Source organism: Paenibacillus oralis, from assembly GCF_003863965.1.
Taxonomy (GTDB): Bacteria; Bacillota; Bacilli; order Paenibacillales; family Paenibacillaceae; genus Fontibacillus; species Fontibacillus oralis.
The window spans coordinates 6,495,010-6,508,519 of sequence record NZ_RRCN01000001.1; the positions used below are offsets into that span (position 1 = coordinate 6,495,010).

Sequence of the window (13,510 nt, forward strand, 5' to 3'; positions counted from 1 at the left end):
TTAGTTCTCGCCATATCATCCCCTTTCCGGTCCCTGCAAGGAGAACGGAGGTTATGCGGTTTTGGCCTGCTCCGCCGGGGTTTCGCGTTTTCCTGCCACGCTTTTGTCCCCCCAGCTCTGCCGGGTCATCGTGCCCCAGGAATTGTTGTTGCGCATAAACTGGATATGCCCCTGAATACGCCACAGTCCTCCGAGCTGGGCATAACCGAAAAATTTGAAAACCGAAAAAAGGAGCAACCGGCATAAATCCGACAGCTTGCTGAACCGCTTGAAAGCCAGTTCCTCCAGCAGGAGCGCGCCGATGCTGAGCACGTATCCACTGAGGAAATTGATCAGCCAGAACACGGCCAAAATCCGCCAATGGGTCATATCAAGCATCGTATACCCGATGAGGGCAAGCAGCCCCGTAATCTTAAAGTAAGGATTCAGCGCCTCGAAAATGATGTTGTAAGGCATCGTCAAGAGCCCCATCACCTTGTAGCGCGGATTGAACGCCATGTCGAAATTTTCGATCATGTTTTTCAGATTTCCGCGTCCCCAGCGCTTGCGCTGATTGGACAAAATCCGGTACGTGTCCGGCGCCTGCGTCCAGCATACCGCCTCCGGACAAAAGGCGATCCGGTACTTCACCTTGTTTTCCAGCATATAGCGGTGCAGCTTGATGATGATGTTCATGTCCTCACCGGGGTAACCGCCCCGGTAGCCGCCCACCGCAGTGACGTAATCTTTGCGGAAGAGGCCAAACGCCCCGGACACGATGATCAGTCCGTTAATCGAGCTCCAGCCGATGCGGCCGCCGAGGAACGCCTTCAAATATTCCGTGGCCTGGAACATCGGCCACATTTTGCGCGGCAGCGAAACCTGCTTCACCGCCCCGTTTTCAATCACGCAGCCGTTGGCAATGCGCACGTCGCCGCCGATCGCCACCGTCTCCTCCGGATTTTCCATGTACATCCGGGCCATCCGGATCAGCGCGTCCTTCTCCAGCAGCGAATCCGCGTCGATCGATGAAATAAGCGGATAATGCGACAAATTGATGCCGGCGTTCAGCGAATCCGCTTTGCCGCCGTTCGGTTTGTCGATGACGTACAGGTGCGGATATTGCGGGTTATGGTACACGGCCGTAATCGGCTGGCAGTCGATCGTCTGGCGAATGTCCGGATTCGCCAGCGGCTCAAGCCCGAATTCCTCCCGCAGCACCCCGAGCGTATTGTCCTTGGAGCCGTCATTGATGACGATGACCTCGTACGTCGGATAATTCAAAGTCAGCAGACAGTTGACGTTTTCGATGACGGTGACTTCTTCGTTAAACGCCGGAACGAGCAGAGAAATCGGCGGCACCAGCTCGGAGCCGGACAGCGTATTGTATTTCGAATACGCCGCGCGCCGGAAAATCGTCATAATTTGGCGAAACGAAAAGCCCATGATCGAGAAATAGATGAGATTGACCGTCATGACGTAATACGTGGCAAACAGCCCGTAGATCAGCAAAATATCCCTAAGCAGTGGAATCCCCCCTAACCGCCGTCACTTGACGGACCGGGCGCGTTTCGGAAGCTCCGAAATACCGGTCGTACAGCAGCTTCATTTTGTTGAAATCGACCATTTGGTCGAGTCTTTGATGTTCACGTTGCTGCCGCATCGTTTTTTCGATTTGCAGCATGGCCGCCTCGCGTTCATCGCCGGAGCCATGTTTGGCGATCTGGCACAACACCTCAAAGCCGGTTTCCCCTAAGCTCGCCAGGCTTTCCGCGCTGTTTTGGCGCACCTGCCAGTTAGTGTCCTTTAGAGCGTTCCGCAAGAGCAGGATGCTACCGGCCGCTTGCAGCGAGCCGAGCGATTTGGCGACAGCGGCGCGAACCCCGGCGCTTTTGTCTGCCATCAGCTCGCGGATCGTTTCGTCTTTCATCTCCGTACTGGCTTTTAAATACAGCTTTACTGCCTCCGCACGGATGTCTTCCTCGGCCGCCCCGACGAGCCGTCCCAGCGCCGGCGCCGCTTCGGGGACCGCTTGTCCCCACATGGCCACCAAGGCGACTTTGACCAGATCCTTGTTTTGCTCCTCCAGCAGCTCGGGGAGCAGCCGGCTGATATCGAGCCGCGTCTCCATCACAATATCGGCCGCCAGATGGTGGATCGGCTTGCTGTGGCGGAGCAGGTACCGCAGCATGTCCTTTAGCTGCTCGGGCTGCTCCGCAGATTTCGCGATCGAGCGGGCGATCACGATGCTGAGCGGGCTGTACCGCTGGCTCTTCAGCATCTCAAGCAGCCGCGGCACCGCTTCGGCCGCCCGCATCCCGCCCAGGCGGTACGCGGCGGCGATCCGCCGGCCGTAGAACAAGCTGTCCAGCAGCTTGATATCGTCGGCGACGAAACCCGCGTCATAACATAGCGCGATCAGCTTAAGCTGCAGATCTCCCCTGAACTGCTCGATCCATTCGATCACCCGCTGCTGGATCACCCGCTGCTCCAAGCGCCCGAGCTTTCCGGGCGGCAGCCGCAGCGAGTTCGCGCTGCTCAAATGCGTCTGAATATAGGTGAAGTAATCTTGATGTTTCCGCAGATACATGTTCGTCTTGCGCGTGATCCGCAACTGCTTGATTTTCAAGTAAAACAATAGCGCGATACCTGTACCGATCAGCCCCAGGCACACGTAAATGAAATAAATAGCCAGGGTAAGATGCTGAGCCATAATTTCGTTTTCCTCCTTTGGATTGCTTCATCTGCCAGCCCTCTGCCTACCGATCCGGCAAACTTTTATAAAATGCCTGCAGCTCGTAATATCCTGATTTCAGGTGTTCGGTATATTTCACCGTTTCCCATGCGGGCCACACGTATTTCGGATAGCTTTCCAGTTGAAGCACTCCTTGCCGGCTTCCGGACCCGGCGGTCCCTTTCCCCGTGCCGGAGCCTATAACCTGCCCGCTTGCACGGTCCACGACCCACGGCACGAAGGTGATGCCGTTCGTCTTTGTCGCGCTGAAGGTCCGGTCCTTTTTCAAGGGTCCGTAATCAACCACCTGCAGCGAGCTGGGGTCGGTAAATCCGAGCAGCATCCAAGGGATGCGCAGCTCGATTTCTTTACCGCTGTATTGCCATGAAGTCAGCGAGTTGAAATCCTTGCTGCTTCGGTCCGACGTACCGCGGGCCAGCTTCCCGACCGTCATATCCTGAAAAGGATGGGCCGTGCGGGTGTCCGGCGGCGTCATCGTCAGGCTGACCGCCAGCTTCCAGGGCTGGAACTTCACCTTTTCCTCCGCGGTCGGATCGTCCAGCATCCAATAGCCGTAGCGGCCGTAGAGCCGGCGGTGGAAATCGTAGCTGGGCGCGGTCAGCACCTCGGTTTCATCGTCGTTTCCGATCATGATGAGCCCTTCAAGCCCGTCGCTCAGCGTTTGGCCGGGAAGTTCGGCAGCCGGCTGATCTCCGCCAGGCTGCGTATCCGTTCCGAGTGCGATTTTCCGCGTCTTCGGATCAAACGGTTCGCTTAGCGTGAGCCCTAAGTAAACGTAAGCCTCGTCATGCGTCACCCTGAGCCTGTTGATACCGGGGGCGGGCCGGTCCCAGGCCTGCACTTCCCCTTCCGGGAGCAGATCCCAATCGTCCAGCTTGCCGTCGATCGTGATCTCGTCCTCCTTGCCGGGGCCCATCGATACGAGGCCGAACATTTTTTCGTTGGTCAGCACGTTCAGCCAAAAAGCGCGGCGGTCCTCCGGAATCTCTAACCGCATCGTGTTCCAAGTTTTCTTGAACCATTCATCCTGCCACATGAACAGGATCGCGCCGGCGTATCCGGTATCGTAAATATCCTTCGTCAGCGAGACGTTGATTTCTCCCTGCTCCTGCTCGTTATGCCCTCCCTGGTCGCGGCCGCCGCGGCCGAGATGGGATACGCCGAGCGAGGAAGGCACGCCGTATTCCGTGACCATGATGGGAATGTCCTTGTAATAAGCCTTAAGCTCCTGCAAATAGGCTTTGTAGGTGTTATAATCGCCGTTTCCGTCCGGGATCGTTTCCAGCGTCTTGTCCAGATGGAAAAAGTCAGGATAATAGGGATACACGTGGTAGGCGGCAAAATATCCAGCCTCCCAGTCCAGCGGCTTGATGTGGGTCGCGTCGACGCTGGCCAAATCCTCTTCGAACAGCGGTTCGCCGGGATGCTCCAGCACGTCGGTCGTCACCCAGTTGGTAAACGTCATCGGATGCTCCCATCCGTAAGCACGCTCCTGCCGGGCCGTGTCATCGACCAGCTCGGCCAGCCAGCTTTCAAAGGGACTGGCTTCCTGCGTCGCCCCGAAATATTGCCCTTGGTACGGCTGCACATCGGCATGCTTGCGGTTGGTGTTGTCCACCATCTCCGGATCCCATTCGGTGCCGATATGCCAAGCCATCAAATAGGGTCCGGCGTTCGCAGTGTATTTGCCGCCCGACGTGCCGGGCTGAACCGGGATGTTCAAATCCCCGTAGACAGCTTTAACCGCTTTTTCGATTTCTTTGTGGAAAGCTTCCTTAATCCCCGGAATATACGCGTCCTGCTGCTCGATCAACTGCTCCTCCGGGGACCAGATCCCCTGAATGAAGTATAGCGGGTCGCCCTCTTTGTCGCGATTGTATTTCACGAGCGCCTTGTAGAACACCGGGTTGTGAACCGTATAAATGCGGATGACGTTGGCGCCCATGTCGTCGATTTGCTTGAACCAGCGCATATAGTCCTCTTCGGTAAGCGGGAATTCCCCGGGAAAATGGCCAGGAACCGTCGCTCCCAAATTCACGCCTTTGACGAACATTTTCCGCCACTGCCCATCGCCTTCGTAGGCCATAAATTGATCCTTGGAGGTACGGAATGTAAGCTCCGTCCCATCCGAAGCCTTAAAGCTGTTAATAGGCGGCGGCAATTGCTGGAGCACCAGATAGACTCCGCCAGCGATCAGGATCGCCCCCAGCGCCAGCCAAACCGCCAGCCTTTTTCTCATTAGTCTTGTCATCGGATTTTGGGTTCTCACCTCGCCGTTTTTTATAGTGCCGGTCCTATCGTCAGATTCCCAGCCAGTGTCTAAGCATCAGTTCTCCTAGGCGTCAGCTTGATCCGACAATGATTTATGGATGCGGCCTTTTCTATGCAGGTGACGAACAGTATGGCCTTCCACACCTCCATCTCTCAAATTACTTCTATCATTAACCAAGTTGACCTATCATGTAACTAGGCTGATGGAAGTATTTTACTTTGTAGGCCCGTCTGGGCCCGTTTTCCGGGATGCGGTTCGCCCCTCCATTTTCCCTGCCGGACGATTCCGTCAATAATAGACGCGCAAAAAACTGCTAGGTTTCGCTGGAATTTTACACCATTTTCCATAAAGGTTACAAAATTGATACCAAAGTCATATTTAAAAATCGCGTAATGACGCGGTTTTTTGCGATTTCAGAAAGTTACAAACCGCGTTAAAAAAAGCTTCCCTGGTCCCAGGATAGGCCTAGCGCTTTTTCGTGTTTCCCGGAAGCGAAACTTCGTCATGAACGAAGTCCTTGGCTGGTGACTTATTGCCTAAAAACTCATACCTTTTCAGGGAATATTTTCTAAATAATTTTCAAAAATAAAGCGCTTTCAAATGTTTTTTCGTATTTTTTGCCTATAGGTTTTCAGTTTCGAGCGTCGTTTCCATTGGAAATATTCAATAGATTCTGCTAAAATTCCCCGTTCTACATGGCCCTGGGTGACAGGTTTGCACGGCCCTGAGAGTACGCCCTGATTGGAAATATTCCAATAGAATTGAAAATTGAGCGAAAAATACAGCGGCTTGATTGGAATATTTCCAGTAGATGAGGCTCGGCAGGCACAAAACGGACGATTTGAGCGAATTCTATTGGATATTTTCCAATGAGACCTCCAAATCGTGTTCGATTTTCGACAATCTATTGGATTTTATCCAATGAGAGGTAGGGGGCCGACTGGCCCCGGGGGAGTTCTAGCGCTAAGAAGGGTTATTTTTCATTTGCTGCTCGGCCAATAACTTCTTTAATATATTTTTTCAACTGGACGCTGATTTCCGAACGCATAACATCACGAGTCATCCCAAAACGCTCCTCATATCCTCGACACAGAAAACGGTGATACACGATCAAATCCGCATGTTCGTCACTGATAATCTTTATGTTGCGTTTGGTCAATTCACGCCTTATATCACGCATGTCTTTGCTTATTTTGTTCATGACCACTTGGCCAGTTGCTAGATAAAGCTGTTTTAGAAGGTTAGAGCTGCGCTCAATGTCATCTATGCTCTTTTGCACCATCGTGAGCATGTAAGGCAGTAAGATGTAGTCGCGGATCATCCTGAACTCCTCTGCTGTGGGGCGAGACGTCTTTTTGGGATCATTTCGGCTTTCATATTGCTCTTGATGCTCGGTGAGCAGCATCTTTGATTTCCACCGCTCATTACCGTCCAGTTTGCTCATTTGTAATGACCTCCTATCTGTTCCGCTCGTTCTCGTGCTACTCCGGCCGATAATAAAGAGGATGCCCGCATAATAGCGGCGCTGCCAAATCGATCCTTAATTGTATCAGCCGCTCTTTCCAAACCGTAAGCTTTCTCCCGGTCCTCGAATAACGTAAGCTGATAGACACTATCGTCCACCAACTGAGTGAGCGAAATATGCAGGTGGCTTACGGGCATACCATTCCAATATTTATGAAATATTCTGAGCGCTGCTACCGCTACTTCGTGAGAAAGCGATGTAGGCTGCTGCAGCGTTACCTGCCGGCTAAACCCTGTAGACCGCGCTCCGTCAGTCTCCGCTGCACCCACTGACACCACTTGGCCCATGTATCCATGTCTCCGGCTGCGGCGGCAGACCTCTACGACAAGCTCTAAAAGCACAACCTCAATATCTTCAAGCTTTCGATAAAGGCTGCTTCGCAGTGCCTTGCCATGGCTAATCGATTTCAATTGGTTACGAATACTCGGTACGACCGGGCTGGGATCGATGCCCCTCGCCGTCTGCCAATAGTACTCCGCTTGAATATCGCTTTGCTTTCCCATCTCCCATCGCATGCGCCGTTTGAATTCGGACAATTCCAACCGTGCTATGTCACCAATCGTATTTAGTCCCATTCTCATAAAATGGCGGGACATCCTCGAAGCCACCATAAACATTTGGTGTACGGGCAGCGGCCACAAAGCAGATTCAATATTGTCAAAGCCAAGCCTGAAGATCCCTTCAGGTTTTTTTTTAGCGAAATTATCCGTGGCCATCTTGGCTAATATTTTTGTGGGTCCAATTCCGCAGCGAGTCCAAACTCCAGTCGACAGCAGCACGCGAGATTGGATTTGCCTGGCGATTTCTTCCGGAGAACCAAAACATGCAGTTGAGCCGGTAACATCGAGAAATTGTTCGTCAATGCTGTAAGGTTCAACCTGATCAGTAAACGACTCGAAGATCTCAGTAATAAATAAGGATATGGTAATGTAGGTCTGCATTCTCGGTCGAATGACGTTTAAATCCGGGCATTTTGCCAGCGCCTCACCTACCCTTTCAGCCGTTGTCACCCCACGGGACTTGGCAACTGGGCAGGCTGCGAGAATGATGCCTGACCGGCGCGCAGGATCGCCTACGGCTACCGGTTTATCTTTTAGCTCCGGATGAGCAGCCTTTTCGATAGAAGCGTAGAATGATTGGCCGTCGACCAGAAAAATCGTCCGTTCAGGCATAACTCTTCACCACCTGTTTGAGCGTTTCCGCCGTCGTCCCCCGTTCGGAAGGCTTCACGAGAACATCCCCTCTTTCGTCATGTCAATTCCTAGATAGCTGTAGAGGCACCTACCATCAGAACGTTTGTTCTTATTATATTCATAATACGAACAAATATTCGTGTCATCAACAGGTTTATGCTGGATAATTTGGCAGGATGATCGGCGCAAAAAAAAGCCACCCCCAAAAGCCTCTCGGACATTTTGGAAGCAGCTTCGTTTCCCATTTCGGGCCGCTTTAAGTTTGAGTTCAAAAAGTCGGGTTTTCAGCACCTACTGGGCGGTTAGAACAAGCGGCCCATCCGGCATAACCGCGATCGTGTGTTCAAACTGAGCCGACAGCTTGCCGTCGGCCGTACGCGCCGTCCACCCGTCGTCATCGATCGTAATCCGGAACGTCCCTTCATTGATCATCGGCTCCACCGTAAACACCATGCCTTCCTTGAGGCGGATACCCTTGCCGGCCACGCCGATATGCTCGTAGTTCGGCTCTTCGTGCAGGCTCCGGCCGATACCGTGACCCAGCAGATCGCGCACGACCGAAAATCCGCTTGCTTCCGCATGCTTCTGGATCGCTGAAGTCACGTCGCCGAGACGGTTTCCGGGAAGCGCCTGAGCGATCCCGAGATCCAGGCATTCCTTCGTAACCTTCATCAGCTTCCCGGCTTCCGGGCTGATCTCGCCTATGGCGTAACACCAGCACGAATCGCCGAACCAGCCGTCGTATTCCACCACAATATCCAGCTTAAGCAGATCCCCGTCCTGCAGCGGGCGGTTCGAAGGAAAGCCGTGCGCCACCACATCGTTGACCGAAGCGCATGTTTCCGCGGGGAAGCCGTTATAACCTTTCGTAAACTGCTTGCCGCCCAATTTGATGATATGTCTGGCGACAAAACCGTTGATTTCCTGCGTCGTAATGCCCGGCTGAATCAGCTTCGCTACCTCGCGGTGGCACTCGGCTACGATTTGGTTCGCGGGCTTCATCTCTTCAATTTCTCTCGGCGATTTCAAAATAATCATTTTTTTCACTCCTTAAATGGACGATCTGTACAATATTTTCCGCATCCTGACGCAGCGTTCCCCGGCGAAGCGAGAGCGAGGCGCAGCCCGCCAGCGCGGCCAGCAGCATTTCCGCCCGCCGCACCAGCTCCTCCGGGAGGCTGCCGCCAAAAGGCCGCCGGCCAGGGGCAGCACCTCCGCTACTGGGCGGCTCACCGCTGAGCGCGGCGGCAAACGGGAGCAGCACCTCCCGGCGAAAGGCGTCCGCCAGCGGCACCGCCCGGGCTTCGGGCAGAAGGCGAAAGCCGTCCCCGGCAAGCTTGTAAAGCAGGTACAAGCCGTGATCATCCGCCCACTCCTCGAGCAGACGGACGACCTGGGCGCGTAAACGCCCGCCGTGCCCGCCGTCCTGTTCTCCCAGCCAAGCCCCGGCCCGCTCCATCGCCACCCACAGCACATCGTGCAGCAAATCCCCTTTGTTGCTGTAGTAATGATACACCGTCCCGTAGCCGAGTCCGGCCTGCGCGGCGACGTCGCGAATTTCCAGAGCCATCCCTTTATCCAAAAAAACATCGGCCGCCGCTTTGCGGATTTGCACCAGGCGGCGCAGCCGGATCTCTTCGTTTTGTTCTTTCGTCCGCGGGGTCATAACTAAACTCACAGCCTCCTCTCATTGGTTTAGATATCGTTCCCGTTTTTGTTTTGACCTACTCTCATGTCAATATAAAACAATAGCAGGCAAATTGCAAGGGCAGCCGCCGAGGCGGATGAAATTTTGCGCAAAGCAAATGCCCGGAAATAATCAATCATGCCACAGACTTGCCGAGAACATCGGCAGGTCTCTTTTATATACGGCAGAAAAAGAAGGACCCCCGGTACTTTATCCATCCCCAGGGCCCTGCTATACGAATTCTTATCATTTCTGTCCATTTCTCTAACCGATGTTCGTGCCACGCCTACCGGAACATCCCCCACAGCCGAAGCAGGTGAAGCGTATTGCGCGGATCGATTTTTTGGTCGATGACGAACTGTACGATCTGCTCCTCCTGCGTGCCGCTCAGGCGTTCGCCAAGCACGGAAGTTGCCGTTCGGACGAGCCTGCGCACCTTGGGACGGTCCTGCAAATCCGCCCGGGTGAGGCCGTCGACCATCTGCTTGATCCGGTCCTTGATCGCCGGATTTTTCATTTTCAGTTTGACCCGCTCCACCAGCTGCGGACTGATCCCATATTGATGATAACTGGGCACCGTGACTAGCACCTCCTGTCCCGTCAATTCCGGACTTCAACCCTAATATATGACGGATAGGCTGTACATAGTTCAGAAAAAGTAACCGCGGCCGCTCACCCGCTGCTCAGCTTTGTTTAAGAAACGCCGTCGCTTCATGGGTTTGTCCCAATCTCACGATCGTCTCCTCATATTGCATTGATGCGTACGCAAAAAACAAAATATCGATCACCACAAGCTGAGCCAGCCGGGAACCGGACGCCCCGCTTCGCAGCGTCGCTTCCGGCGCTTGCGGCGTATACAGCATCAAATCGGCCAGTTCGGAAACTTTGTGATTGCCGAAACGGGACAAGCCGATGGTGTGGACTCCGTACTTCTTAGCAACCCGGAACAATTGCAGCACTTCCTTGGTATTGCCGCTGTACGAAACGCCCATAAACAAGGTGCCCGGCGGAGCGCTGGCCAGTGCGGCGGCAATCAGATGCTCATCCTGGAGAGCAAACGCCTGCTTGCCGAGCCGCAGCCATTTTTGAGCGGCATCCGCCGCTACGATCGCCGAAGCGCCAACGCCGTACATATGGATGACGGGAGCTTTCCGGAAGCTGTCCACCACCTGCTCGATCAGCTGCGGCTGCAAGTGAAGCATCGTGTCTTGAATGGCTTGGACACTGTTGGAGAGCGTTTTTTGAATAATGTTTTGAAGCGCCTCGCCCTGCTCAATATCGTAATAGCCGGGTTTTTGCGTTTTGGCATTGTCCACGGACAACCGTATCTTCAAATCGGGAAATCCGGTCAGCCCCAGCGAACGGCACAGCCGGGTAATCGCCGCCGCGCTGGTCCCCGCTTTATCGGCCAGCGCATGGATGCTCAGGCCGGAGACTTCCGCCGAAGCGGCCAAAATATATAACGCCGCCTTTTTTTCCGATTCGGGCAGTTGCCCCAGTACCGCCTCCATTTGCGTAAGTATGCTTCCTGTCGTCACTTGCCCGCCCCTTTCGTTTCCCATCCGTTTTCCATAAGCAAAAGAAACGCGGCGGCCCGGCAAATATCCGCCAACGTTTCTTTCCGGTTGCTTGTTGCTTCTCTTATCTATTATGCTCCAGAAGCATCTGCTTTGTAAAACCGAAGAAATAAGTGAGCAGGAAGCCGGCAATGTAAGAAACGATCAACCCGAGCAAATAACCGAGTATCGTCATGCCGATCCCCATCGGACCTTGAATCAGCGGGATCAGCACAAGGCCGGAAGGACCGATCGCCACCGAACCGACGAAATTTCCCGTCATCGCGAACAAACCGAGCAGCGCCCCGCCAAAACCGCCGCCGAGGCAGGCGGTCACAAACGGCCTGCCCAAAGGAAGGCTTACCCCGTAGATGAGCGGCTCGCCGATGCCGAGGAAGCCAACGGGCAGCGCACCCTTGATCATATTACGCATACGTGTGTTAGCTTTGAGCTTGATGTAGGTCGCGATAGCCGATCCGACCTGTCCCGCTCCCGCCATCGCCAGAATCGGCAGCAATGCCGTATATCCTACCTGGGAAATGAGTTCGGCGTGAATCGGGATCAGCGCCTGGTGCAAGCCGAACATGACCAGCGGCAGGAAAAGCGATGCCAGCACAAATCCGGAAAGCGGTCCGCCGTGCGCCAGCAGCCAGGTTGTTGCCTGCCCGATGCCTTGGGAAATGATACCGCTGACCGGCATCAGGAAAAACACCGTGATTAAACCGACGACAATAAGCGAAATGGTAGGAGTTACAATGATATCGATGGAGGCAGGCATCCGCTTGCGAATCCATTTTTCCATGACCGAAATTAAACCTGCCGCCAGGATCGCCCCGATAATTCCCCCTTGCCCCGCATTAAGCTTGATTTCACCGAAGAAGGGGTAACTATACGAAATATTGGCCACCGCCGGAGCCACGATAATCGCCGCCACCGCGCCGCCAAGCGCTGGCGTGCCGCCAAATTCCTTGGCTGCGTTGATCCCGGCAAAGATCGTCAAGTACCCGAAAAACGCCGAACCGATCACGCTTAAAATTGGCTGCAAAGTAACCAGCCAGGCCGCGTCGTTGCCGGAGGTGATCAGGTTGTTCAGCAAACCTGCAATCCCGTTGATAATCCCCGCACCCACCAAGGCCGGGATCAATGGAATAAAGATGTTGCCGATTTTTCGCAGAAAGTTTTTAAGCGGAGTGTTGTTTTTCCGTTTGAGCTCTGCCTTAATGTCGGAGCCTTCCCGAAGAGGAGCCGTTTTGCCTCCCGAAGGGGCGTTCCCTTTGGCATCCTCTCCGGCTTGCATAAGTTTGCCGAATTCTTCCGCCACTTTATTGACCACGCCCGGTCCAAGGATAACCTGGTAGGTCTCGTCATCAACCACGCCGAGTACCCCTTCGATTTGTTTCAATCCGGCCTCGTCGATCCGGCTGTGGTCCACGACCGAAACCCGCAGCCGGGTCATGCAGTTCGTAAATTGCTCCACATTGCCGGAACCGCCGATGGATTCCAAAATCCGTTTTGCCATAACTTCAAATTTGCTCATCGGTTCGTCGCCTCCTTACCCGTATTCTTTACCGCCTGACCGATAAAACCTTGGCTCAACTCCAATTGTTTCAGCGCTTCCGTATACGTACACCCCGTCAGGATCATCAGTATCGCCGGTTTCGGCTTTCCTTCGGCGAGGCGCAAGGCATTTTCGGCGGTTTCAGCATCGCACGCGGTCGCCTCCATGACAATCCGCTTGGCCCGCTCCGCCAGTTTTTCGTTGGTCGGCTGCACATCGACCATCAAATTGCCGTAAACCTTGCCCAAGCCGATCATCGTAGCCGTAGACAGCATATTGCAAACCAGCTTCTGCGAGGTTCCCGCCTTTAACCGTGTCGACCCGGTCAACACCTCGGGACCGTTCTCAATCTCGATGGCAATGTCGGCTTTTTGGCTGATCGCCGCGTTTTTGTTGCAGCTGATGCTGATCGTCGCTGCGCCGGCCCGCTTGGCGTATTCCAGCCCGCCGATCACGTAAGGCGTTCGGCCGCTGGCGGCCAAGCCGACGACCGCGTCGTTTGCGGTGAGGTTAAGGTTTTGCAAATCGGCCGCACCAAGCTCGGTCCGGTCCTCCGCCCCCTCCACCGCTTTGATAAACGCATTGCTTCCGCCGGCGATGAGCCCGACGACCTGCTCCGGAGAAGTGCCGAAGGTCGGCGGACATTCCACCGCGTCAAGCAGACCGATCCGCCCGCTCGTTCCTGCTCCCATATAGATCAAGCGGCCACCGCGCCGCAGTGCGTCCGTAATGGCCGCAACCGCTTTAGCAATTTGGGGTATCTCTTTTTTTACCGCCCCCGCCACTTTCGCGTCTTCTTCATTCATCACCGTAAGCAATTCGGCAACGGTCATTTCGTCCAAGCGCATCGTTCGTTCGTTTCTTGCCTCAGTAGTCAGATTCTCCAGCATTGGAAACTCTCCTTTTGATGTATAAGATTCAAGCTGTGTAACCGTTTACGATTTGATTATAATCCACCTAATATAATATTTCAATAATTATTTTT

Annotated in this window: 11 protein-coding genes; all 11 read right to left on the reverse strand. The window is 54.2% G+C overall.

Annotated elements, in window-relative coordinates; genetic code table 11:
- Nucleotides 1-51: 51 nt before the first annotated feature.
- The 11 genes from EHV15_RS29035 to murQ all read right to left on the reverse strand — a co-directional run bounded on the left by EHV15_RS29035 (nt 52) and on the right by murQ (nt 13,415).
- Entirely contained in the window at nt 52-1,455 is a 1,404-nt protein-coding gene (locus EHV15_RS29035) for a glycosyltransferase family 2 protein (RefSeq protein WP_128635598.1), read from the reverse strand.
- 43 nt (nt 1,456-1,498) lie between these two features.
- Nucleotides 1,499-2,692: a HEAT repeat domain-containing protein gene (locus tag EHV15_RS29040; RefSeq protein ID WP_128634303.1), complete on the reverse strand. Its 1,194-nt coding sequence runs from the start codon at nt 2,690-2,692 to the stop codon at nt 1,499-1,501.
- Between the two features lie 46 nt (nt 2,693-2,738).
- The gene (locus tag EHV15_RS29045) at nt 2,739-4,985 is read right to left on the reverse strand and encodes a glycoside hydrolase family 5 protein (protein WP_128634304.1); all 2,247 of its coding nucleotides are present in this window, start codon (nt 4,983-4,985) and stop codon (nt 2,739-2,741) included.
- Nucleotides 4,986-5,979: 994 nt separating this feature from the next.
- Nucleotides 5,980-6,450, reverse strand: a complete 471-nt coding sequence (locus EHV15_RS29050; RefSeq protein ID WP_128634305.1) for a YhjD family protein — start codon at nt 6,448-6,450, stop codon at nt 5,980-5,982.
- Nucleotides 6,447-7,703: a DNA polymerase IV gene (locus EHV15_RS29055; RefSeq protein ID WP_128634306.1), complete on the reverse strand. Its 1,257-nt coding sequence runs from the start codon at nt 7,701-7,703 to the stop codon at nt 6,447-6,449. Before EHV15_RS29055 ends, EHV15_RS29050 begins: the two co-directional genes overlap by 4 nt.
- 312 nt (nt 7,704-8,015) lie before the next feature.
- The gene (map, locus tag EHV15_RS29060) at nt 8,016-8,762 is read right to left on the reverse strand and encodes a type I methionyl aminopeptidase (RefSeq protein ID WP_128634307.1); all 747 of its coding nucleotides are present in this window, start codon (nt 8,760-8,762) and stop codon (nt 8,016-8,018) included.
- Entirely contained in the window at nt 8,731-9,390 is a 660-nt protein-coding gene (locus EHV15_RS29065) for a TetR/AcrR family transcriptional regulator (RefSeq protein WP_128635599.1), read from the reverse strand. Before EHV15_RS29065 ends, map begins: the two co-directional genes overlap by 32 nt.
- Before the next feature lie 307 nt (nt 9,391-9,697).
- The gene (locus tag EHV15_RS29075) at nt 9,698-9,988 is read right to left on the reverse strand and encodes a stage VI sporulation protein F (RefSeq protein WP_128634309.1); all 291 of its coding nucleotides are present in this window, start codon (nt 9,986-9,988) and stop codon (nt 9,698-9,700) included.
- A gap of 106 nt (nt 9,989-10,094) precedes the next feature.
- A complete protein-coding gene (locus EHV15_RS29080; RefSeq protein ID WP_128634310.1) occupies nt 10,095-10,949 on the reverse strand; it encodes a MurR/RpiR family transcriptional regulator in 855 nt (284 codons plus the stop codon).
- Nucleotides 10,950-11,052: 103 nt separating this feature from the next.
- Entirely contained in the window at nt 11,053-12,504 is a 1,452-nt protein-coding gene (locus tag EHV15_RS29085) for a PTS transporter subunit EIIC (RefSeq protein WP_128634311.1), read from the reverse strand.
- Nucleotides 12,501-13,415, reverse strand: a complete 915-nt coding sequence (gene murQ, locus EHV15_RS29090; RefSeq protein ID WP_128634312.1) for an N-acetylmuramic acid 6-phosphate etherase — start codon at nt 13,413-13,415, stop codon at nt 12,501-12,503. Before murQ ends, EHV15_RS29085 begins: the two co-directional genes overlap by 4 nt.
- Nucleotides 13,416-13,510: the final 95 nt, after the last annotated feature.